Here is a 24,228-nt window from a genome sequence, read left to right on the forward strand (position 1 = left end):
CCGTCCAGGCTAGATCGCGTCGGTCAGCGCCTCGGACCACGGGACCGAGACAGCCGGATCATAAAGCCCCCCTTCCCCGAACCCGCGCGTCAGATATTGGCGATATTCCTCGGCATTGTTCCAATATTGCCCCCGTGCCACTTCCCGATGGGCCTTGGCATCGAATTCGGCGGTATATTTGAAATGGCCGAAGACAAGTGTTTCTTCCGCAAGGCGCACCCCGGCTGCGTAATGCAGGCTGGTTGAAAACCGCATCCAGGGACGGTGCCGGAAAAGCGCCACCTTCTGCACGACGAAGGCTTCGGGCCGGTTGCCCGGCATCAACCTGTGACGCAGGGCGCTGGTGAAGGTGTCGGCATTCGAAAACGGCCCCCGTGCGATCGAGTTGGCCAGAAACGGGGACCGGTCCGCAAAGGGCGCCTCAGAAAAAGGATCGCCCGAGGCCAGGGTCATGTCCGACAGCGGCCCCTGCGGATAGAGATCCAGCATCAGGAGCCGTTGTGCATCGGTCTCGCGGCCCAATGTCCTGACATGCTGTGCAAGGCTGTCCGTTCCGGCGGGCAGGATCGCAAGCTCGTCGGCATCGGCGACCAGCGTCCACAGGCCCGGCCGCAACTGGGCAGCCAGCGTCGTTTTCCATTCGGTGCCCTGGTCGGCATCGCGGAAATCGGTTTCGGCGGAAAAGACGGCCACGTCGGGCTGATCGGCCAGATATTCCAGCGTGCCGTCCTCCGACAGATTGTCGACGACCAGAAAGCTTTCGACACCCAGCCGCCGATAATGGGCCAGGAAATGCGGCAGCATGAACATCTCGTTGCGCATCACGGCCACGACGGCGACCGGCGCCTGAACCAACCGGGCCAGCCGGGCTTCGGAGGTGACAAGGGTCAGGCCGGCATGACCGTGACCGGCCAGTGGTTTGCGCGTCGCCGGCCACAGACGGCGGGGAAACAGGCCCGGCGCGCGGCGCGCCGCGGCGATCCGGGTGGCCGGCAGCGTCTCGTCAAAATGCACCACACGGGTCAGGCGCAAGGTATCGTTGGCCATGAACCCGGCAGCCCAGCGGGGCACGACCGCCCCATCGGCCACGGTCTTGCGCAGAACAAGCGTGTGATATTCCGTGTTCTCGGGATAAAAGCCCTCCTGCACCAGAAGCGCCCCGATCAGCTTGTCCTCGGCCTGGGCTCCGGCCCGCATGCGCTGCCCTTCAAGGCTGTCCGCCACGCGCAGAACGGCCCCCATAGCCCAGCGGTGCAGCGCATAGCCGGTGGATCCATCGGCATACACACCATGCCGCGGCAGCTTGTCGAACCGGGCCGGCGGGGTCTTTTCGATCCCTCCGGGCTGGCTCCAGAGACGGTCCGCCATGCCGTCCGGCTTGACCAGCCGCCGTCCGTACCAGGTATGCCTGCGCCAGAACGGATTGAGGAAATACGCTTCCACATCCAGATGACAATCGTCATCGAGCTTGAAGAGGTGGGCATAATCGGTGGTGTTGCGCACCCAGCGTATGGCCGCCAGCATCTTTTCCGGCAAACCCGCGTAATCGTCCGGCGCCGCCACGCGCAGCACATCCCCGTCCAGCCAGGTCTCCGTCCCGCCGACAACGATGACATAGGGAATGCCAAAGCGCTTGAGCTCGGCCAGCCAGCCCTTGCGCAATGCCGGTATGCGCGTGTCCAGATTGGCCTCGCACGAGCAGATGACCACAAGCGTGTCAAAGAGGGCCGGCGCCGGGCGGAGCGAGGCCGGCGGTTCCTTGACCGTCCCTGCGGTCAGGCCCAGGTCCCGAAGCCGGTCGGCGATGGCCCCGACGGCCGGTCCGGTCTCGGCCCGGTCCGCGACCTGAAGCAGCCGCGCGGCCGTCGCCCCCACGAAGGGGCTCCCCAAAAGGGCATCGCCGTGTTCCTTGCTCATCCGGATCAGTGTGGATGCGATGGCCTCGGCCAGGGCTTCGGACGGGGCAGGGCGCCCCCGATCCAGAAGATCGGCCAGGGTGGCAAAGGCGATGGCCAGACCGCTGAACTGCGCACCCGCCCCTGCAACATGGATCAGCGCGGACCAGAAGGCAGGCCCGCGCTCCCCCTCCAGCGTTCCGCCCCGGATCAGATCCCAGGCCTGGCGCATCGCGTGCTCAACGGGCCTGGCATCGGCAACGGCCGCAACATCCTTGTGCATCCAGCGCATCGTCTGGCGCAATTGATCGACCGGCACCGGCGCAAGATCCGCCGCCAGAGGGGCCGCCAATCCGCGCAGCAAGGCCGCGTCACCCGGATCGTTTTCCAGAAAAACCTGGGATGTGGTGGCCGAACGCTGCCGCCCCGACCCGTAGGGTCCCAGCGCCTCGATACGCAATGCTTCGGTATGCGCCACGCCAAGGCGCCTCAGATCGCGCAGCGCGACATCCGCGAGCGCCTCGTCCCGGGCCTCCGGCGCGCCCGGCTGATCCAGCGCCCGGCAAAAGAGCGCAAAGGCTTCGGCCCCCGCGCGCAGTTCGGTCCTGAGCGTCACGCCGGCCCGCTCCAGCGCCTGCACGCCGCTCCAAAACTCCGGCACTGTCCCAAAGAGACGCAAGAGCGACCAGGACAGGCGGGTTTCAAGGTCTTCCTCGAACCGGTCCAGCACCATGACCAGAGCCGCCGCCATGCGCACCATCTCGGTACAGGCGACAAGGCCCGGTATGCGCGTGGCGACCGCCTCCAGAAACCGCAACAGATTGTGCAGGATCGCCGACCGGATCCAGCCGGGCATCTCCCAGGTCGCGGGTGCAACCGTCTGCCGCAGCGCCCATCCCAGCGCCGGTGTACTCACCCAGGTCTGGGACGTCTCCGACAGCCAGGCGCTCACCTCATGCGCCCCGGCCCAGTCCTGCTGTGCAAGCCGGTGCGCCAGAACCTGGATATAGGCCCATTCGGCCACGGTATCCGATTGCGGCACGGGCAGATCATGCGCCCGCATTCGGTCCAGCAGAACATCCATGGCATCGGCCCGGCAAAAAGCCGGGGTAACCGCGAGCAGAAAGACCTCGCTGCTCTGTGCGCCGGTCAATTCGGCCAGACCCGCATCGAAGGCCATGCTCAGCCTGGCAGGATCCCGGGCCTCCCCCTGCCGCAGGATCCCTCCGAACGTGGTAATGGCCCGATAATCTCCGGGTTCAGCCTCCGGCGCGGGAGGGGGAAAGATCGCCCCCAGCCCGGTCAGCGCCGCGGCATCGGACAACCACTGCCTCAACTCCGGCGTCAGCGTGTCTTCCGTCACGCCGCCCGCATGGACATGTTCCAGCGCCCCGACAAGGGCGGCCGCCTCGTACTCGGCCGCGGGGCTTTGCGCCAGCAGGCCCAGCCGGGCCCCCACATCGCCCCGCCAGATCGAAAACTGACCCCTCTGGTCGCGCTCCGGGCAGTGCCAGTCCAGAACCAGCGGCGCCCCTGCCGGCACGGCCTGCCACATCCATCCCGGCACCGGCAGTTCGAACCGGTCGGCGATATCGGGATCGTCAAGCACGCTCAGCGCCTGCCCGGCGAAATGGACCTCGACGGCAGCAGGTGTCACGATTTCAAGGGTAAGGAAATCAACAGGGGCAAGCCGGATCGTCGGGGCGGATGCCGTCACTTGGGTCATTCTTGGTCAGTGGCATTCATTGTCATCAGACTGCATTCACACGTATTCTGCCCGAAACTCAATTGAAATCGTTTTCATAATCCCGGAACGGGCGTTACGGAACACATAGAACCGATCGGGAACGGAATGCAGGATATACTGGACAATACCGGCGCTTTTGATCCCGGCTGGTATAAGGACCGGTATCGCGATGTGGCGGCGGGGAGCTGGACGCCGGAGGATCATTACCTGACCGTGGGCTTCCGGCTGGGCCGTGGGCTGAGCGCGGACTGCCCTGCCCTGCCCGCCGATGCCCCCCTGCCCCGGGCCCTGGCCCGGCGGGCGCCCGGAGCCGAAGCCGGGACGCGGATCGCGATCTCCTATTGCATTCCGGTGATGAACCGGCGCGCGGATCTGGAGGCCACGCTCGCGGCCAATCTGGCGGCCAATCTGGCCCATCGCGACCGCATCGAATTCCTGGTGCTGGCCTTTGAAGACACCCCCGAGATCCTGCCCTGGCTGCAGGCCCAGTTTCCCGAGGCTTTGACCTCCGGCTATCTGCGGGCCATATCCCGCCCTGCCCTGCCGCAATGGCATTTCGGACAGGCCAAGAATGCCTTTCGCCCCTATCTGTCCGGGCAGCTTTATTCGAGCCTGGATGCGGATAATTTCGTCACCGCCGAAGAGACCCGGATCCTGCTCGACGCGCTGCTGCGATACGGTCCCGATTTCATCTTTCACCACTTCTCGGGCACCTGGGGGGATGGCAGTTCGGGGCGCATCACCCTGCCCGCCTGGCTCTATCAGCGGACCGGATACGATCCGACCTTCCTGCCGCGGCAATTCGACGAGGTCGATGCCATTCTCAGCGGGCTGGCCACGGCCCCGTTCCTGCCCCTGCTGCATTACGATGTGGCCACCCATGTTCTGGACACCGACAATATCCGGGTCTTTCTCCAGGCGGCCGGCCTGTCCCCCCGGCGGGAAGCCTGGCCGCTTCCGCCGCGCCGGGCCGCCGCCAATCCCAAGGCTGCAAGCTATGTCAGCGACGACGTCCTGATCGAAGCAATGCAGTCGATCAACGAGTCGAGCTGCTTTCTTAAGCACATCCTGGATCCGGCCGACAAAAAACGATGGGATATCCGTCGGCAGGAAGACGCCGCACGGCTTGTCGCGCATATGGAGGCCGGGCCCCTGGTCGACATGCTGTTCGGCCCGGGAAGCTTTGAATGCCTTGAAACACTGGCCTCTGACCACCCTGTCGCGATCCTTCAGGGCGACGCTCAACCCATGGAAGAAGACGGTCAGGTGATCCGGATTGACGGACCCCCGCATCCCGGTGAAATCGCCCTGATCCCGGTGATCGGCAATTCCCAGACTGCTGAAGTTTTGTGGTTGAACGCCATTCTGAAAGCCGTCAGAACACTCTCGTTTGAAACAATCAGACTTCCGCCGCCTTCAGGCCTGTAATTCCTGGTAGAGCGTTTCATTATTTTTGACGTGCCTGAAAAGAAGATTGAGAGTAACCGGATGCTGGCCCTATGAGCGCGCCGACCATTGTCATAACCTCGGCCCGGTTTGGCGGCCGTTACTTCACCGATATCCTGCAACGCTGCCGCCCTTCCGACCTTGTCCTGCAGGAAGTGCTGCGCAAGGGCGGCGACAGCCTGAAACGGCTGTCTGCGGCAACCGGCGAGCCGATCGAAACACTCAAAGGCATTGCCGAAGACAAGCCCGGTGGCCTGTGGCATCTGGTCCGGGACATCGCCGCGGACAGCGCGGTTCCCGTCACCATACGGGCCTATTATTATCATCAGCCCCGCTCTGCCCCGATCTGGGAGCATGTGGCCCGCGAAGCCCGGATCGTACACCTGATCCGCTGTAATCTATTCGAGGCGTTCCTGTCGCGGGAAATGGCGGTGCTGTCGAATGTCTGGCAGCGCAAGCCCGACCCCGATGCGGTCCCCGACGAGCTTGAGCCGATCACGCTGAACCGCAAGGCGCTTGAGAAATATATCGCGGAGCGCGAGGCCGATGTGGCCTGGGCCCGGAAAACATTCGGAGACGGTGATTACGAAGAGATCTTTTTCGAAAAGATCAGCCGTTCCGTCGGAAGCTGCGCACAGGCCGTCGCACAGCTTTACGGCGAAGAGGGGCTTGACCGGACACGCCCCCCCAGTTCCAGCTTCACCCGGATCAAGACGCGGTCAAATGCCGATCTGGTCTCTAATTATGCCGATCTGGCCCATCTGGACCGTTCCAGTTTCTGATGACAGACATCCCTGGACGACCCTGCCCTGACACGGCCCCTCACATGAACGGGGTGGCACCCCTTGCCGCCGAAAGGAGTTTCTCGTGACAAAAATCACCGTTGTTGGACTTGGATATGTGGGCATGGCGATGGCCGTTCTTCTGGCGCGCAAGAACGAGGTCCGGGCCGTCGATATCGACGAGGGCCGCATCGCTTTGCTCAATTCCGGCCAATCGCCCATCGCCGATCCCGATGCGGAACGGGTGTTGCAGGAGGGCGGACTGTCGCTCACCGGTCTGACAGATATCACGGCCGCCCTGACCGGGGCGGAGGTGGTGATCATCGCGACACCGACCAATTACGACCCGGACAAAAACTATTTCAACACCGAAACCGTAAGCGCCACGATCGCCAAGGCCCGCGCGCATTGCCCGGACGCCACGATCGTGATCAAGTCGACGATCCCCGTGGGTTTCACCCAGTCCATGCGCGAAACCTTCGAGACCGATACGATCCTCTTCTCGCCGGAGTTTCTGCGCGAGGGGCGCGCGCTTTACGACAATCTGCATCCCTCCCGCATCGTGGTCGGAGACCGGGGCCCACGCGGGGAACAGGTGGCCGGGCTGCTGCGGGACGGCGCGGAAAAGCAGGATGTCCCTCTCCTTCTGACCGATCCGACCGAAGCGGAAGCGATCAAGCTGTTTTCGAACACGTATCTTGCGATGCGGGTGGCCTATTTCAACGAGCTCGATTCCTTTGCGCTGCGGCACGGGCTGAATTCCCGCCAGATCATCGACGGCGTCTGCCTGGAGCCGCGGATCGGCGATGGCTATAACAACCCGTCCTTCGGATATGGCGGCTATTGCCTGCCCAAGGATACCAAGCAGATGCTGGCCAATTACGAACATGTGCCGCAGAACCTGATCCAGGCCATCGTCGATGCGAATGCCACCCGCAAGGATGTCATCGCCGACGAGATCCTGCGCAAGACGCCCAAGACCGTGGGCATCTACCGGCTGGTGATGAAGCACAATTCCGACAATTTCCGCAGCTCCTCGATCCAGGGGGTGATGAAACGGATCAAGGCCAAGGGCATCCGGGTGATCATCTATGAACCGGTGATGGAAGACGATCTCTTCTTCGGCTCCCCGGTGACGCGCGATCTGGCCGCTTTCAAGGCCGAGGCCGATGTGATCGTGGCCAACCGCTGGGACGACCATATCCGCGATGTGGCCGACAAGGTCTTCTCGCGCGATCTGTTCATGACGGACTAGGGGCACGCCCTCAAGATCCCTCATATCAGACCCTAAACCGCGATTTAGAGCCGCAGCGACCCGGCCTACCGGGTCGCCGATGCGCCGTTAAACCCGGCGCTTAGACAAAGACCAGATCGGCGCTTCCCAGATCGTTGAGGAAGGTGCTGCGGATGGTCAGAACGTTCTGGCCGTCATTGCCGAAATCATAGACGATATCGTTGCCCATCTGGGTCGAGGCGGCCTTGAAGGCGGCCAGGCTGTTCACTTCGGTGAAATTCACGAACCGCAGCACGTCGTGATCCGCGAAGAAAGCCGAGGTCGAGAAATTCTCGATCACGTCATTGCCGTCATTGCCGTAGAACACGAATGTATCCCCGCCGGCGCCGCCGCTGAGCGTATCGTTGCCGCCACGGCCTTCCAGCGTGTCCCTGTCTGCACCGCCGAAAAGCTGGTCGTTGCCATTGCCGCCATTCAGCAGATCCGCCCCGGCCCCGCCATAGAGCGTATCGAAGCCCGAACCGCCAAAGGCAGTGTCGTTGCCGCTGCCGGCCGCGATCATATCGGCATCGGCACCGCCATCCAGCAGATCCGCCCCTTCATTGCCGAAAAGCTGGTCATTGCCGTTGTTGCCGTAAAGACGGTCATTGCCGAGATTGCCGGCCAGCAGATCGCGATTGTTGCCGCCATAGATGAGATCATCGTCGGCCCCGCCGATCACGGTGTCATTGCCATTGCCGCCGTAAATCGAATCCCGGCCGGCCCCGCCTTCCAGGCTGTCATTGCCATCATTGCCGTAAAGGACGTCATGGCCCAGATTGCCATAAGCGGTGTCATTGCCCGATCCGGCCCAGAGCGTGTCCTGATCCGCGCCGCCAACAAGGAAATCATTGTCCTCATTGCCAAAGAGCAGGTCATTGCCGGCATCGCCAAAGAGCCGGTCCATGCCGGTATTGCCGGTCAGCGTATCCGCGCCTTCCGCTCCGACCAGCAGGTCGTTGCCGGTCCATCCGGTCAGATCGTCATTGCCGGTGCCGCCGAAAAGCTCATCATCCTGCGTACCGCCGTTGAGAAGGTCGTCGCCAGCCCCTCCGACAAGCGTATCGGCATCGGTATTGCCATAGAGGCTGTCGTTACCGGCATCCCCGAAAAGCCTGTCGGAACCCGCGTCACCGGCCAGCAGATCATTGCCATCCGCACCCACAAGCATATCCGCGCCGGCCCCGCCGAAAAGACGGTCATTGCCGTTTTCACCGAAGAGGTCGTCATTGCCGGCGCCCCCCCGCAGCAGGTCGGCACCGCCATTGCCGTTCAGCGTGTCATTGCCGTTCTGGCCATCCAGCGTATCGGTGCCGCCATCGCCGAACAGACGGTCATTGCCGTCCCAGCCATAAAGCCAGTCCGCCCCGTCCTTGCCGTAAAGGTTGTCATTGCCCAAACCGCCCAAAAGCGTGTCGCTGCCCCATCCGCCGGACAGGGTATCATCGCCCTGATGACCTTCGAGCAGGTCATTGCCGCCATCCCCGAAGAGACGATCATTGCCCTGATGGCCGTAAAGACGGTCCTGCCCGTCACCGCCCACCAGAACATCGTTGTTGCGATAGCCCAGCAGCGTGTCGTTGCCGTCATTGCCGTAAAGGGAATCCACGCCTGAATGGCCGATGATGCTGTCATCGCCGCCGCCGCCCAGAAGGGTGTCGTTGCCGCCATCGCCCATGACGAGGTCGTTGCCCTCACCTCCGTAAAGGAGGTCATCGCCGAAGCCGCCCGAGAGCGTGTCCTCTCCCATATCGCCGTAAAGCGTGTCAGAGCCGCCCTGGCCGAACATCTCGTCATCGCCGGACCAGCCGGACAGCAGGTCATTGCCCTGCCCGCCATCCAGGGTGTCGCGACCCTGCCCGCCCTTGACCGTATCGTTGCCGCCATCGCCGAACATCAGATCGTTGCCATAGCCGCCGAAGAGCATGTCATTGCCTTCGAAGATGGTCGCGGGATCCCAAAGCTCGATCTCGAACCAGGTCCTGGGATCGTTGGGATCATAGAATTCGGGGCGTACGACCAGGTTGGCGACATCCAGATAACGCGTCACCGGGCCCGGCCCCATGCTGGCGTAGAAATCGTTGTTGGCCCACTCCTGGAACAGTGCGAAGCCGATGCCCTGATCCCCGTGGATCACGTCATCGCCATAGCCCCCGTCGATAGCATCGCTGCCACCGCCGCCAAAGAGCGTGTCGTCATCGACCTCGCCCCAAAGCGCATCGACCCCGTTGCCGCCATCCAGGATATCCTCGCCGAAGCCGCCAATCAGCTCATCGCTGCCGTCTTCGCCAAAGAGCATGTCATTGCCCCGGTTGCCCTCGGAATGATCGTCTCCGGACCCGCCCATCTGCAGGTCCGGCTTGTCATCGCCGTGCAGGGTGTCATTGCCATCGCCCATGACAAGGATATCGGCACCGGCATTGCCCGCGATGCGGTTGCCGAAGGCATTGTCGAAATAGATATCGTCGCCGAAATCGACGGTCTTGGCCGTTCCTTCAAGGTTCAGCTGCGTGTTCAGGTCCAGTGTCGACACGTTCAGGATGTGATCGTGTAGCTGGGTTTCGCCCATCAGGCGCAGGCCCCGCTCTTCCGCGTTCTCGTCGAAGAGGACCACGTTGACGGTGGAATCCTCGGGGCTGTCCTGCACATCGACCGGCGCCATCGAGACAAAGAAGTCATCCATGAAATGACCGGTCCCGTCGGCGCTGGTGCCGTCGAGGTTGAAGATGTCGATGGTCAGATCATTCAGATCGACATTTTGCAGCGTGATCGTGCCCCGTGGGCTGTCAAGCACCACGTCATTGCCCTGCTGGCTGAGCTGTTTGAACAGATATTCGGTCGAGGCGCCCACCGCGCTCATGTCGAGCTTGTCGAGGAACGGGTCGAAATCGACGATCACATTGTCGCCGTCCCCGGGATAGAACACCACCTTCTGATCGGGCGAAATCCCGTTGGGATCGGGTTCACGCAGATAGACATGGTTGCGCCCGAAGACAAAGATATCCGAAGACGGCGCCAGCGCCTCGGTCAGCCCCGTCTCGCCGGTCAGCAGGTTCTTGGTGCGGTCCCAGGCCCAGTCCAGAAGGCCCTGCCATTGCGCGGTGTTCTGACTGGCCCCTGTCAGCGCATCGAGCAGATAGATGTTTTCATGCAGCGTCGCGGCGCGGTCACCGTAAAAGATGTTCTCCTGCGAGCCGGCGATCATGATGTCGTGACCGGCCCCGCCCAGGATCCGCGTGCCCCCGGCAATCGCGGTTTCATTGCCATCATCATCGACATAGCGCAGACCTGCACCGCCTGCGTCGATCAGATCGTTGCCGTCGCCCCCATCGAGGAAACCGATCAGGCCGACGCCCATGACAAGGTCATTGCCCGATCCGCCGGATGCGCCGGAAAAGCCGAAAGCCGGTCCGCTGTCGAGCTGCATCATCGAGACATCGAATGCCTCGGTCGGGACGTAGAGATAAAAGATCGTGTCGGAATCGGCCCCGCCAAAGGCAAAGATATCCTCGCCGTGGTTGGTCTCCATATAGTCGTTGCCGGCCCCGCCAAAGACGATGTCGACATTCGGATCGCCGAAGACGAAATCGTTGCCGACCCCGCCATGCACGAAATCGTTGCCGTAATTGCCCGCGCTGTGATCGCCGCCGGCCCCGCCAAAGACCTGGTCATTGCCGAAATAGCCCGACACGACATCATCACCGGCCTCTCCGAAGATGCGGTCGTTGTCCTCGTTGCCCGAGACGTAGTCCACGCCGTCCCCGGCCCACAATTCGTCATCGCCAAAGCCGCCTTCCAGGCGGTCGCGGTCGGCCCCGCCGTAAAGCGTATCGTTATCCCGCTGTCCAAAGAGACGGTCGCGCCCGGCGCCGCCGACCAGCGTGTCGCTGCCGTCCTCGCCGAAAAGCTCGTCATTGCCGGCGCCGCCATCGATCAGGTCGTTACCGGCCTCGCCGTTCAGCAGGTCATCGTCATCACCGCCCAGAAGCGTGTCGTTGTCCTGTCCGCCATAAAGCTCATCCGCGCCGTTCTCGCCCCACAGCGTGTCGGAGCCGATCCCGCCCACCAGCGTATCGGCACCGGAATGACCACGCAGGAAGTCGTTGCCGACCGCGCCATAAAGCTCGTCCGCGCCGCCATTGCCCAACAGCGTGTCATTGTCGCGCCCGCCGTTGATCAGGTCGTTGCCGCCATCCCCTCGCAGGAAATCATTGCCGCTGCTGCCGAACAGGCTGTCATTGCCGACATCGCCGATTACGACATCATTGCCGGCATCGCCGTTCAAAAGATCATTACCGCCCTGCCCGAACAGCGTGTCGTTACCATCCCCGCCGAACAGGGAATCGCGGCCGTCGCCGCCTTCGGCACGGTCGTTATCCTCTTCGCCGCTGATCTCGTCATCACCGGCGCCACCGACAAGGCTGTCATTGCCAGACCCGCCAAAAAGGCTGTCATTGTCCGCCCCGCCGAACAGCGTATCCAGACCCTGGCCGCCCACCAGAAGATCCGCGCCAAGCGCACCCCAAAGGGTATCGTTGCCGTCCGCCCCGTAAAGGGCATCATTTCCGTCCTCGCCGGAAACGAGATCGTCGGCGGCGCCGCCATTGATCGTGTCCGCCCCGGAGCCGCCACGCACGGTGTCGGAACCGCCACCGCCAAAGAGGCTGTCATCGCCCCCTGCCCCGGTGATGTCGTCGCTGCCGGCATCCCCGTTCATGACGTTGTTGCCATCGCTGCCGATCAGCGTGTCACGCCCGGCCCCGCCAAAGAGGGAATCGTCCCCTGTTCCGCCATTCAGGAAGTCGTCGCCAGCATCCCCCCGCAACGTGTCATTGCCGTCCCCCCCGAAGAGACGGTCGTGATCGTCGCCGCCGATGATGGAATCCGCGCCACCCCCACCCAGGATCGTGTCGGCCCCCACATCGCCGAAAAGCGTGTCGCTGCCCGCGCCGCCCATGACGCTGTCATTGCCGCCCTGGCCGTTGATCAGATCCCGCCCGGTGCCGCCATCCAGCGTATCGGCGCCATCGCCGCCGAAAAGCTCGTCATTGCCGGCGCCCCCGTCCAGACTGTCATCCCCGGTATCTCCGAAAAGGGTGTCGTTGCCTTCGTTACCCCGGACAATATCGTTGCCGGCCTGGCCATTCAGCAGATCGTTTCCGGTCCCGCCGGACAGGGTATCCCGCCCGGTGCCACCAAAGAGGCTGTCGTCATCCGCGCCGCCGTCGAGCAGGTCATTGCCCGCATCGCCGTAAAGCCGGTCGGACCCGCTGCCCCCTATAACCGTGTCATTGCCGACCTGGCCGTTGATCAGATCGTCGCCGCCTTCGCCGTCCAGGCTGTCATCGCCCTCTCCGCCAAAGAGGCTATCCGCCCCCTCCCCCGCAAAGAGCGCATCCGCGCCGGCATCGCCAAGAAGCGTATCACGCCCCTCGTCGCCGCGCAGCGTATCGGCGCCATCCCCGCCGACAAGGCTGTCATCGCCGTCATCACCGCGTAGGATGTCGTTGCCAAGATCCCCGAAAAGGGTGTCGTTGGCTGATCCACCAAACACCATATCATCCCCATTCTGTCCGTTCAGAAGGTCCGCACCCGCCCCTCCCTGGAGCGTGTCAGTTCCCGCCCCTCCGAACAGTCTATCGGCATCGGCACCACCGTCCAGAAAATCATTTCCGTCATCGCCGAAAAGACGATCGGCTCCGGCACCGCCATAAAGCGTGTCGTTCCCGTCCTGACCGTTCAGCATGTCATCACCGGCTTCTCCAAGCAGCGTGTCATCGTCTTCCCCTCCGAAGAGGCTGTCGGCATCTTCGCCGCCATTGAGACTGTCATTGCCAAACCCGCCAGCCAGCGTATCCGTTCCCGCGCCGCCGGTTATGGTGTCGTCGCCCGTGCCGCCCAACAGCTCGTCATCGCCGATATCGCCCCGCAGGAAATCATCCCCGTTTCCACCCAGAAGCGCATCATTGCCGCTGCCCCCAAGCAGCGTGTCATTGCCATCAAACCCCTCCATGAGGTCATTGCCGGATGTCCCCAGCATGGCGTCATTGCCCGGTCCTGCGCCGATCTTTTCAAATGGCATGAATACACGTCCCTCGTTTTCGGCGCCGGTCCCACCCGGACACCGCCGTACCTCTGCTCACGATCTTAGGGAGTGGCCCTTAACAAAGTGGCACCAGACGGACCGAGTTCGCTAAAATGCGCCCGGTTTTCTTGTGCTCCCTTTCGATCGCCAAAAGGCGGAATAGCCAGAGATTGTGGCGTAAAAAGGGAAGATTTTCGGCATGGACAATTGTCGCTAAGAGCCACCCGATTGCCACAAACTGACACCGCTTCCCGATCCCTTCCTCCCCCAGCTTAGGGGCTGGTGAGTAAAGGGGGCATGACGTGGTTGGGTTTTCACGCGCCGTGACAATTTCAGACGGGTATCTGCCGGCGGAGAGCTGCATTACCTCGATCGAGCTGCAGCAAAACGGGAGCGGTTTTGATCTTTACTGTTTCAGCCGCGACGGTCTTGGCATCGCCATGAGCGAACTGAGCGCGGACGGTTCGCTGCGCGACAGGGGCGGGCAAAGCCTGGGCACGGCCGGGCAGATGCCCGAGGATATCCTGTTGCTGAATACCCAAAACGGGTCTGCACTGGTCTATTCAGGCTCTTATACGACCGGTTTCAGCTATCATAGCATATCCGGCAATGGCGCATTGGGCGGACGCGCCGTGCTCAATGGCGCCGCGGCCCCTGGCGCCCTGCGGGCCTTTGAGAGTGTCGAGACATCCGCGGGAACCCTCGTTTACGGCGCACTTGACGGCATGGGCGGGGTGGGCGTGTGGCGTCTTTCAGGCTCTAACAGGCTCGATCTGATCGAAACGATGCCCCTCCTGCCCGGCAGTGCCGAGGCGGCGCGCGACCTGGCCCTGTGGCAGACCGGCGGGCAGAGCTGGGTCCTGGCCGCGGGCACCCACAGCAACGCCCTCACCCTTTACAGGGCGCGCCCGGACGGGCGGCTTGAAGTGCAGGACAGTCTGATGCCCGCGACCGGGCTCGCCGTGTCGGACCCCAGCGCGCTTGTCGTGGCCGAAAGCGGCGGCAGCAGCTATGCGCTCCTGGCCAGTGCGGGCACGCATTCGATCACGGTCATCGCGCTGAATGCCGATCAGGAACTGGCCGTCGTGGATCACGTCCTCGACACACGGGATACGCGCTTTGAAGCGCCGCATCTGCTGGAGACCATCACTGTCGGCGCGCGGACATATGTCCTGGCGGCCGGGCGCGATGACGGGCTGTCGCTTCTTTCGCTGCTGCCCGATGGCACGCTGATCCATCTCGACACGATCGTGGATGAGGAGGGCCTCAGCCTTCAGAACATCGCCACCCTCAAGGCCGCGGCCACCACGACGGGGATCGCCGTCTTCGTCGGCAGCGCCACGGAGCCGGGCCTGACCCGGATCGACATTGACCTGGGCACCGGCGCGGCGGTCGGGCAGATGGGGCAATCCGGCAGCGCGGGCGACGATCTTCTGCAAAGCGGCGCGCGAGAGGACAACCTGTCCGGCGGGGACGGCAACGATATTCTGATCGACGGCGCGGGCGAGGACACGCTCTGGGGCGGCGATGGGGCTGACCTGTTCGTGCTGCATTGGGACGATGCCCGGGACCGGATCATGGATTTCGACCCTAATGAAGACAAAATCGACCTCAGTGCCATTCCGGGGCTCTACGATGTCTCTCAACTGTCCTTCCGGGAAATGCCCAACGGGATCCGGATCACCTATGGCTCGGACCGGCTCGATATCCGCAGTGTCGATGACACCACGATCCGGGCCGAAAGCTTCACGAACGCCAATCTCATCGGCATCAACCGTCCCCCCAGCGGGCGGCTGGACGAACCGGTCTTTCGGGGCGGCAGCAGCAGCGACCGGTTGACCGGCACCCTGCGCGCCGACCGGTTCGAAGCGGGCAACGGGGCCGATACGGTCACCGGCAGCGATGGCAATGACACGATCTTCGGCGGGGCGGGATTTGACGTTCTGTCGGGCAATGCCGGTCACGACCGGATCTTCGGCGAAGACGGCAACGATCTGATCCTGGCCGGGTTCGGCAACGACTTCATCGGGGGTGGGGCCGGCAATGATGTCCTGCGCGGCTGGGACGGGGCCGACACCGCCTTTGGCGGCGACGGCAATGACGTGATCTGGGGCGAAAACCAGAATGACCGTCTCTTTGGCGAGGCCGGGGCGGACAGTCTCTATGCCGGGGCCGGCAACGATGTGGTCGGGGGCGGCACGGGCCGGGATCTGATTTATGGTGGCAGTGGCGACGACCTGGCTTATGGCGGCGGCGATGGCGACCGGATCTTCGGGCTTGACGGGCGCGACACGCTCTTTGGCGAAGACGGCGACGATATCGTCCATGGCCAGTTCGGTCATGATCTGATCGGCGGCGGCAATGGTGCCGACAGCCTTTACGGCGGCGTGGGCGACGACACGCTCTATGGCGGGAACCAAAACGACCTTCTGACCGGCTGGGAGGGCCAGGACAGGCTCTATGGTGGGCTGGGCAACGATGTCCTTCTGGCCGAGGCAGGCGACGATTTCGCCTTTGGCGAAGCGGGCGACGACCGGATCTTTGGCGGCGCGGGGCGTGATGTGATCGGCGGCGGCGCGGGCAACGACCGGATCGACGGCGGGGCCGGCACCGATCTGGGCTATGGCGGCACCGGCAACGACACGATGCTGGGTGGCGACGGCGCCGATACGCTCTTTGGCGAAGGCGGCAACGACACGGTTCTGGGCCAGTTCGGCAATGACGTGATCGGCGGCGGGGCGGGCAACGACCTGCTGCATGGCGGCTTTGGGTCCGACACGCTCTATGGCGGACCAGACGCCGATCGCTTCCTCTTCAACCCCACCGACGGGGCCGATGTGATCGGCGATTTCCAGAACGATATCGACACGATCCTGCTCAGCAGCCGGGCCTATACGCTGTCGGTTCGAAACGGAGACGCGGTTCTGGATTACGGCAATGGCAACCGGCTGGTGATCGAGGGCGATTTCACCTCTGCCGGCGCGGCCAATGCGATCCTGTCGAACGATCTCGACTTTCTCTGATCTCCCGCGACGTTTCGCGCGCGAAACACTGAAATTTCGCGCCTCCTCTCTTGCCTGATCCACCTTGGCTTTGGACCGGGCCCGGCGCAGAATGGCAACAGCCTTTCGCGGGCCATCCAAGGTGTGCCCGGCCCGCCCCGCAAGACAGGATAGACCATGCAAATCGACTATTTCGGCCCAACAGCCGACTACTTCGCCGACGCCTTCCTCAACCCCAACACCAAGGCGTTCGACGTCGAGGTGCAAAGCAGCACCGCCGCCAGCCTCGTGCTGCGCAACCCCGCCACTGGCTTTGTCACCACCCTGGGTGGCACCGGCTTTCCCTCCGATCTCGACGGGCCGCTGACCGGGACGGTCACCTCCATGACGACCACGACCAGCAGCGGGGCGGCGGTGATGACCTTCAGCGATTTCAGCTGGGGCTTGGGGGATTTGGTTGGGGCTCTTGAGGCGCTGACCAACGGTGACAGATCCGCCCTTACCGCGCTTTTCAGTAGCACCGGGATGATCACGGTGGACGCGGAAGACGCGCTGGACGGGTTCTCCGAAAGCTTTGCGGGGATCAGCGTAAACCTGCTTTTTCGCGGGTCGTTATGGGATGACAACGTTCAGGGTGGCGCAGGGGATGATGTGCTCAGGGGCAAGATCGGGCAGGATACATTATTCGGCGGAAAGGGAAATGACTCTCTCTTTGGGGGCAACGGCGCAGATCTGCTGCAAGGCGCAAAGGGATCCGACACGCTTGAAGGCGGAGCGGGGGATGACACGCTTGTAGGCGGACCGGGACACGACAGGCTCTACGGCGGCAGTGGGAACAACACGTTCTATGGTAGAAGCGGATCTGACGGGCTCTTCGGTGGAGACGGAAACGATTGGTTCGACGGCGGAAACGGGGATGATTTTCTCTTCGGGAGAGACGGGAACGATACGCTCTACGGTGGAAACGGAATCGACCAGATCGTCGGCGGAAACGGAAACGATTGGCTCGGTGGTGGAGACGGGAACGATTGGCTCTACAGCGACAGCGGAGACGACACAATCTACGGCCACGGCGGAAACGATTTACTTGGCGGCCATGGCGGAAACGATTGGCTCATCGGCGGAGAAGGGAATGACAAACTCTACAGCGAAAAGGGGAACGACACACTCGACGGCGGAAATGGAAACGACAAACTCTCTGGGCAAGATAATGACGACCTCATTCGTGGAGGCCGGGACCGGGACTTCGCCGAAGGCGGAACAGGATCCGATACCATCCATGGCGGGCAAGGGGCAGATACGCTTTATGGCGGTCTGGACGACGATCTCGCCATCGGGAATGGCGGACGGGATCTGGTCTTTGGAGAGGACGGCAACGATACCGTCCGCGGGCAGCTCGGCGATGACCTGATCGGCGGGGGCGCCGGCCAGGATCTGCTGCATGGCGGCCTGGACGATGATACGGTCTATGGCGGGGCGGATGCGGATCTGTTCATCTTCAACGCAGGCGACGGGGCCGATGTGATCATGGATTTCGAGGACGATCTCGACACGATCCGATTTGACAGCACGGCCTATACCCTGTCCGTCACTGCCGACGGCGCACTTTTTGATTTCGGGGGCGGCAATAGCCTGCTGGTCAAGGGCACCTTCACCTCCGTCGCCGAGGCCGAGGCGGTGCTGAACGACGATCTCATCTTCGTCTGAGGCCGAATGGACCCCCTTCATGTTTCGCGCGCGAAACATAAGGGGATCACCCTCTTTTTCCTTTGAAATTCCAGCAGAAATATCTTGGCGACCTGTCCTGCCTGTCGCAAAGTAAGGCATGATTTGAACGTTGGGGGCCTTGGGGAAAAGACGGCCTTCAGCCCGAAGCGATCTTTCAAGGGATAGGAAGGACAGATTATGCAAATCGACTATTTCGGACCGACGGATGACTATTTCACCCAGGCCTTCTTTAACCCGCTGACGCGGGAATTCGATGTCGAGACCCAGGGCAATACGGCCACGCGGATCGACCTTTTCAACGTGTTCAGCGGCTTCAAGACCACAATCACCGGATCGGGTTTTCCGGCCGATCTGGAGGGGACGCTCAGCGGCACGATCACCTCGATCATGACGACGACGTTCAACAACCGGCCCGTGGCCACACTGAGCAATCTGAACTGGAACCTGAACGCCTTTGTCGCCGCTATGGATGAGCTGGCCGAGAACGACAACGGCGACCCGCTGACCGCTCTGGTCAACGGCAGCGGACCGATCACCGTGAATGCCACCCAAGCGGCGGACGGGTTCACCGAAATCTTCGATGGGGTCGGCGTTCCGGTCACCTTCAACGGGTCGGCCAATGGCGACAACACCGAAGGCGGGTCGGCCAATGACCTGCTGACGGGCAATAATGGCGATGACACGCTGGTGGGCAATGCCGGCAACGACACGCTGTTGGGAGGCAACGGCCGGGATGAGTTGCGCGGTGGGGATGGCAACGATTCCATCAATCCCGGCACCAGCACGTCCAACGAGTTGATCGCCACCGGGCGGGGGCAGGATACCGTCAATTTCTCCTCCGTTCAGGACGGGTTTATCGAGCTTGATTACAGCACGCTCGGCGGCGGCATTCAGGTCACGCTCAACAGCCCCGCAAATACCGGACAGGTGAACAAGGGCGGTAACGGCAGCGATACGATGATCAACGTCGCCAATGCCCTGTCTTCGGCGATCGATGGCGGGATGCGGATCGGCGGGACCAATGCCAGCGATGTTTTCAATGTGACGCTGAAAGACGGGGATTGGCTATCGCTGATCGGCGGGATCGGCAACGACCGGTTCAACCTGCAGGGCGAGGCCGGCTTTGTCCGCCTGTCCTTTCGGATCGGCGCCGATGGGAATGCGCCTCTGACGGGGGTGGTGCTGAACCTCGCCACCGGAATCGTAAGCAATGACGGGTTCCAGGGCACCGATACGATCACGGGCGCGGTGGACGAGATCCGGGCCACGAATCTCAACGATTCCATCATCGGCAGCGCCGGAAACGAGCGCTTCATCCTGCAGGCAGGCACCGACACGCTGGAGGCCGGACAGGGCTTTGACGTGCTGAGATACGACCGCGACCCGGTCATCTCGGTCAATGTCGATCACCAGGCGGGCACGGCCACCGGCTCCTGGGGCAACAGCAGCTTCAACCACAGCTTCAGCGGCGTAGAGCGGATCAACGGCAGCCGGACAGGCGACGACACGATGCTGGCCAGCGATATGGGATCGGTCTTTTACGGGCGCGGCGGCAATGACAGCCTGACCGGCCGGGGCGGAAACGACCTCTTCTATGGCGAGGACGGCAACGACACCCTGACCGGCAATAATGGCAATGACACGCTCTTTGGCGGCAATGGGCAGGATGCGCTCTTTGGCAATGCCGGAAATGATAACCTGTTCGGCGAGGACGGCAACGACCTGATCCGCGGTGGGTTCGGCAATGACCGGGCAGGGGGCGGCACCGGCGATGACACGCTTTATGGCTGGGCCGGGTTCGATACGCTGTTCGGTGGCGCGGGCAATGACGTGCTCTGGGGGGAAGGCGAGGGCGACCAGCTCTTCGGAGAGATCGGCAATGACACGATCTATGCCGGGGGCGGCAACGACCTGATCGGCGGCGGGGTCGGGGAGGACCTGATCTTTGGCGGGACCGGCACCGACAGAGCTTTTGGCGGCGCGGGCAACGACGAGATGTTCGGCGGAAACGACAATGACAGGCTCTTTGGCGAGGGCGGCAATGACCTCGTCCAGGGCCAGCAGGGCAATGACCTGCTGGGCGGGGGCGATGGCAACGACACCGTTCTGGGCGGTTTTGGCAACGATACGCTGTTCGGCGGCAACCAGAACGACCGCCTCTCGGCCTGGGACGGGGCGGATCAGCTGTTCGGCGGGGCCGGAAATGATACCCTGCTGGGCGAGGGTGGCAATGATGTGCTCTTTGGTGAAGGCGGCGCGGACCAGGTCTTTGGCGGCGCGGGCAACGACACGCTGGGCGGCGGCGCGGAGAACGATATCATCGGCGGCGGCAGCGGCGCCGATCGCGGCCTGGGCGGCACCGGCAATGACCAGATCTTCGGCGCCGATGGCAACGACACACTCTTTGGCGAAGGCGGCAACGACACGGTTCTGGGCCAGCAGGGTGATGATGTGATCGGCGGCGGGGCTGGCAATGACCGTCTGCATGGCGGGTTCGGCAACGATCAGATGTTCGGCGGGGCAGGGGCGGACCTCTTCATCTTCAACGCCACCGACGGGGCCGATGTGATCGGAGATTTCCAGAACGATATCGACACGATCCAGCTGAGCAGCATGGCCTATACCCTGTCCGTCACAGCCGCCGGTGCGCGACTGGATTTCGGCGGCGGCAACAGCCTGCTGGTTCAGGGCACCTTCGCCTCCGTCGCCGAGGCCGAGGCCGTGCTGAACGACGATCTCATCTTCGTCTGAGGCCGGCAAAGGCGGCCCCCCGGTCGGATAATACCAAAAGACTGGGGGGCTTCTGCCAAATGGTTTATGTACGCGAAAACAGGCTCTAAAAAAGGCTTCTCCACACTTCACCGTTGAAACAGCGCAGGCGTCCGCGCTCTTCATCGTAATAGAGATCGCCCGTCGCCGGGTTCGCCGGAACCGTCGTTGGCTGGAACCGCATCACCGGATCGACATGAAGCGGGCGGGCGGGCTGAGCGGTGTTTATCCCGACATGTCCCGTTGCCGGATCGATCGTCAGCGCGGTCGTCCATTGCGCCCCGTCCGCGCTGACCTTGACCGAAAAGTCGTCATTGCCCGCGAGCCCGATCTCGGCCCGACCGGACCAGTTGGTCTGAAACGTCACCGTGCCCGTCTCGGCGCTGCCGGCCTTGTTGAGCTTCATCTGGTGTCCGGCCCCGTCATGGCTGAAGAGCGACGCCGCCGAAGAGACCGCAAGCCGGTTCTGGGCATCAGCCGTGGTGCCGATCCCGATCCGGTCGAGATTGTCCATCTCGAACGCGGCCTGGGGCAAGAGCCAGTCCGATCCGGACCAGACCATGATCCGCTGTTCCTCCTGCCCCCAGGCCAGCCAGCCGTCCTGCGGGGCCAGAAAGGTCCAGGCGCCGTTTTGCCAGATTGCCAGTTCCATCGCATGGCCCGCCCACCCATCGGTGGGGGCCGCGTCCAGGGCAAAGGCCGCGCCCTCTTCGGGATCGGAGGGCGGTGTCTCGGCCCCGAAGCGGGCAACGCTCAGCTGCACCAGCGCATCCAGACGCTGCAGCGCCTCGTTGTGGGTGACATGTTTCTGAGCCTGAGACGGCTCTAAAAAGGGCAATCCAAGCGATGGAGAGATATTGGGCATTGACCGGAAGCTCCCTGAAAAACCGATGGCGATCTCGTGCGCCATCAGCGGTAACAGGGATATCCTGCCGAACCCTGAAGCGACCGTACGGTGCCCGGTCAGGATGTGTCGCGCAGCCAGTCCAGGATCTGCTGTGAGAGCGCGTCGGTCACGCCTGGCCCCGAGAGTTTCAGCTCCCGCCCATTGCCTGCGGTCTTGACGTCGATCCGCACCCCCCGCACCTCACCGATGGCGGTAAAGGACGGCTTTGGGTCCGTCCGCGTGGTCAGGACCGCCTGCAGGATCTGCAATTCCGCTTCCGGGGTCTCTGCCGGAGCGGCGGCAAGGCGTTTGCGGATCCGCCGCGCCAGGGTCCGGTTTTCAGACAGCGCCTTGGACAGGCTCAACCCCAGCCGTTCGGGGACGGCCGCGGCGAAACGCAGATCCCCGTCCAGCGCGTGATAGATGGTCAGAAACGATCGGATCTTCGACCGCTTGGCCCGGCTTGCCGTCGAAAACAGAGACAAAAGCGCGGCTTTTTCGCTGTCGAACACGCCCTGCTCCACGGCTTTGGCCGCCACACGGGCGCGTTCGTAATAGGACAGCCCGATCCGGATCTCGTTCTCCTCGACCATCGCCAGATAGGAGGCCGCCGCGGTCTCGGGCCGGCAGAGGAGGGCCCGGACCGTGCCGAAACGCGGCTCACCGGTCTCGGCCAGGAGCCGTTTGAGGGCGGTCAGGCGACGCCATCCGGAAATCAGGCCGTATTGGCCATCCTCCAGCGCGACTACGTCCACGGGCGTCTGCTGTCCCCGATTGCGCAGGCTTTCGATCAGCGCCTGCATGCCGTCTTCGTCCAGATGTGTCCGGTCCCGGATCAGATGATCGCCCATGATCCGGTCCAGCGGAATATCCTGCACCAGCCGCCCTTCCTCACGGGCGGCCCGCCAGGTCTGGCTCATCTCCTCCAGCGCGGCGGTGGCGGCGGTATCGCCCGCGACCTGGCTGATCGGAGGCCGCGTGGCCGGGGACCGGCCCGCATCCACTGCGCCTTGCGGACCCGTTTCCGCACCTCCGGCGTCCAGATAATCAGACCGGGCGGGGGTCAGACGCCTGCGCTTTGCCATGTCGGTCCTCCTTCAGTGTTCCGGCATCGGGTCCCGGGTGTCATTCTGCCGGCTCCAGCGCGGCGCGCCGCTGCTCTTCCCGGCGCCAGGCACCGACCAAAAGCCTTTTCAGAGCCGCATATGTCTCGTCGAACGTCTCGCGGCCCCGGGCATAGGTTTCCCTGTTGAAGTCGCGGTAATCGGCTTCGTAGATCCCTGCCACCTGCTCTCCGGCCTGTCCGATCAGGGCGGTATAATCCTGCCGGTGCGGAGAGAGCGTGCGCCCCAGATAGGCCTGCATCAGCCCGGCCAGTTCGGATTGCTGCGCGCCGTCATAGCGGGTGATCACCGCGCGCACCGCGTCCCATTCAAAGGCCATTTCAGGCCGCCCCAGGGCGCGGGCGGCCAGGTTCTCCCCGTCTTCGATCGACTGGAAGGTGGAATGCAGCATGTCGAAAAACCGGCCCGTGGAATCGAATTCCAGAAACGACGCCCCAAGCGGCACCAGAAGAATATCGCTCGCCGCCAGCCCGTTGATGGTGAGATAGCCGAGGGCAGGGGGCGTATCGATGAAAATCACGTCATATTGGTCGAGCACCTTGTCGGCCTGCAGCACATCCGTCAGCGCATCCCACAATTTCCATGACCGGGCCTGCATGCGCCAGACAGGGATCTGGAACTCCGCCCAATAGAGGTTCAGCTGCGCCCCGATCATGTCGATATTGGGCCAGTGCGTGGTCTGGATCAGATCTCCCGCGGTCAGTTTCAGCGCTTCGCCCAGCGTGTCGTCGATCGGGATAGGCGCCTCTCCGCGATCCAGACGGGCCTGGTTGCTCTCTTGCAGATGCGTGGCGTAATGGCGGGCCAGAAGGGGAAAGGCGGTTTGCCATTCATCGGCGACCTTGCCGCCGAAAATCGAGGTCATGGACCCCTGGCTGTCGAGGTCGATCACCAGCACCTTGTATCCGTCGAGTGCTGCGGACATGGCCAGATGCACACAGGTCGACGTCTTGCCCACGCCGCCCTTGAAATTGGCCACCGCGACGATCTTGGCGGGCAGATCCTCGGGACGATAGGGCAGGTATTCTTTTGCTTTCGATCCCTCGGCCCCGAAAAACGCCCGCAATTTCAGAACCTCGTCCAGCGTGAACCACTTGGCCCCGCCCTCGGTTTCGCTGCGTCCTTGCGGCAGGGCCGGGTTCTGTTTGAGCACCCGTCGGAAATGGCCTTGCGCAACCGGGATCAGATAGCGTGTGATTTCCCATGTTGAAAAAAGCCGCAATGTCTTTTGCCCGTGCTCTTCAAGCCCCCGGCTGGCCAGATCCTGACGTCCCCTGGCACAGGCTTCGGCCAGGCTGGCGAAATCCGCTGTCTGTGTTCCTGCGCCCAGATCCTCCGATGCGCTGTCGGGATCGATATTGAAATAGGGCGGGCGCTCGGGCTGCATTCTGGGCCTCATGTTCGCTTTTTTTAGCAGTATACGCAAAAAGGCAGAACATGGAAGAGAACAGGGATCTTTCTGGGATTTCTCAGCAAAAAGAAGCTGTTCTT

The 24,228-nt window shown here is 63.0% G+C and carries 11 protein-coding genes; 6 read left to right on the top strand and 5 right to left on the bottom strand.

What is annotated here, in order from left to right:
• Positions 1-9: 9 nt before the first annotated feature.
• Positions 10-3,621, bottom strand: coding sequence for a glycosyltransferase family 2 protein (locus tag CFI11_RS23960; RefSeq protein WP_130410252.1), 3,612 nt, complete (start codon positions 3,619-3,621; stop codon positions 10-12).
• A gap of 126 nt (positions 3,622-3,747) precedes the next feature.
• On the opposite strand from CFI11_RS23960, the gene CFI11_RS23965 reads away from it, so the two are divergent.
• From CFI11_RS23965 to CFI11_RS23975, 3 genes are all read left to right on the top strand, one after another.
• The gene (locus CFI11_RS23965) at positions 3,748-5,070 is read left to right on the top strand and encodes a hypothetical protein (protein WP_130410253.1); all 1,323 of its coding nucleotides are present in this window, start codon (positions 3,748-3,750) and stop codon (positions 5,068-5,070) included.
• Between the two features lie 71 nt (positions 5,071-5,141).
• Positions 5,142-5,870: a hypothetical protein gene (locus CFI11_RS23970; RefSeq protein WP_130410254.1), complete on the top strand. Its 729-nt coding sequence runs from the start codon at positions 5,142-5,144 to the stop codon at positions 5,868-5,870.
• Between the two features lie 85 nt (positions 5,871-5,955).
• Entirely contained in the window at positions 5,956-7,125 is a 1,170-nt protein-coding gene (locus tag CFI11_RS23975; protein WP_256370588.1) for a nucleotide sugar dehydrogenase, read from the top strand.
• Positions 7,126-7,225: 100 nt separating this feature from the next.
• On the opposite strand, the gene CFI11_RS23980 is transcribed toward CFI11_RS23975, so the two are convergent.
• Positions 7,226-13,225, bottom strand: a complete 6,000-nt coding sequence (locus tag CFI11_RS23980; protein ID WP_130410255.1) for a calcium-binding protein — start codon at positions 13,223-13,225, stop codon at positions 7,226-7,228.
• Between the two features lie 305 nt (positions 13,226-13,530).
• Here CFI11_RS23980 and CFI11_RS24870 point away from each other — a divergent pair, with 305 nt between their 5' ends.
• The 3 genes from CFI11_RS24870 (at position 13,531) to CFI11_RS23995 (ending at position 20,709) form a co-directional block, all read left to right on the top strand.
• Positions 13,531-16,251 (top strand): calcium-binding protein, encoded by a 2,721-nt coding sequence (locus CFI11_RS24870; RefSeq protein WP_130410256.1) that lies wholly within the window; start codon positions 13,531-13,533, stop codon positions 16,249-16,251.
• Positions 16,252-16,407: 156 nt separating this feature from the next.
• Positions 16,408-17,937, top strand: coding sequence for a calcium-binding protein (locus CFI11_RS23990; RefSeq protein WP_130410257.1), 1,530 nt, complete (start codon positions 16,408-16,410; stop codon positions 17,935-17,937).
• 198 nt (positions 17,938-18,135) lie between these two features.
• Positions 18,136-20,709, top strand: coding sequence for a calcium-binding protein (locus CFI11_RS23995; RefSeq protein WP_130410258.1), 2,574 nt, complete (start codon positions 18,136-18,138; stop codon positions 20,707-20,709).
• An 85-nt stretch (positions 20,710-20,794) separates the two neighbouring features.
• Here CFI11_RS23995 and CFI11_RS24000 read toward each other — a convergent pair whose 3' ends face one another.
• From CFI11_RS24000 to CFI11_RS24010, 3 genes are all read right to left on the bottom strand, one after another.
• Positions 20,795-21,592: a DUF2793 domain-containing protein gene (locus CFI11_RS24000; RefSeq protein WP_130410264.1), complete on the bottom strand. Its 798-nt coding sequence runs from the start codon at positions 21,590-21,592 to the stop codon at positions 20,795-20,797.
• A 98-nt stretch (positions 21,593-21,690) separates the two neighbouring features.
• Positions 21,691-22,698 carry a ParB N-terminal domain-containing protein gene (locus CFI11_RS24005; protein ID WP_130410259.1) on the bottom strand — a complete coding sequence of 336 codons (1,008 nt, stop codon included), beginning with the start codon at positions 22,696-22,698 and terminating at the stop codon, positions 21,691-21,693.
• Between the two features lie 40 nt (positions 22,699-22,738).
• Positions 22,739-24,124, bottom strand: a complete 1,386-nt coding sequence (locus CFI11_RS24010) for an AAA family ATPase (RefSeq protein ID WP_165390399.1) — start codon at positions 24,122-24,124, stop codon at positions 22,739-22,741.
• Positions 24,125-24,228: the final 104 nt, after the last annotated feature.

Source organism: Thalassococcus sp. S3, assembly GCF_004216475.1.
Taxonomy (GTDB): Bacteria; Pseudomonadota; Alphaproteobacteria; order Rhodobacterales; family Rhodobacteraceae.

What these genes read in the sequence shown, in the direction of transcription:
- CFI11_RS23960 (WP_130410252.1), bottom strand. Translation starts at nt 3,621, where the DNA reads ATGACCCAAGTGACGGCATCCGCCCCGACGATCCGGCTTGCCCCTGTT.
- CFI11_RS23965 (WP_130410253.1), top strand. Translation starts at nt 3,748, where the DNA reads ATGCAGGATATACTGGACAATACCGGCGCTTTTGATCCCGGCTGGTAT.
- CFI11_RS23970 (WP_130410254.1), top strand. Translation starts at nt 5,142, where the DNA reads ATGAGCGCGCCGACCATTGTCATAACCTCGGCCCGGTTTGGCGGCCGT.
- CFI11_RS23980 (WP_130410255.1), bottom strand. Translation starts at nt 13,225, where the DNA reads ATGCCATTTGAAAAGATCGGCGCAGGACCGGGCAATGACGCCATGCTG.
- CFI11_RS23990 (WP_130410257.1), top strand. Translation starts at nt 16,408, where the DNA reads ATGCAAATCGACTATTTCGGCCCAACAGCCGACTACTTCGCCGACGCC.
- CFI11_RS23995 (WP_130410258.1), top strand. Translation starts at nt 18,136, where the DNA reads ATGCAAATCGACTATTTCGGACCGACGGATGACTATTTCACCCAGGCC.
- CFI11_RS24000 (WP_130410264.1), bottom strand. Translation starts at nt 21,592, where the DNA reads ATGCCCAATATCTCTCCATCGCTTGGATTGCCCTTTTTAGAGCCGTCT.
- CFI11_RS24005 (WP_130410259.1), bottom strand. Translation starts at nt 22,698, where the DNA reads ATGGCAAAGCGCAGGCGTCTGACCCCCGCCCGGTCTGATTATCTGGAC.
- CFI11_RS24010 (WP_165390399.1), bottom strand. Translation starts at nt 24,124, where the DNA reads ATGCAGCCCGAGCGCCCGCCCTATTTCAATATCGATCCCGACAGCGCA.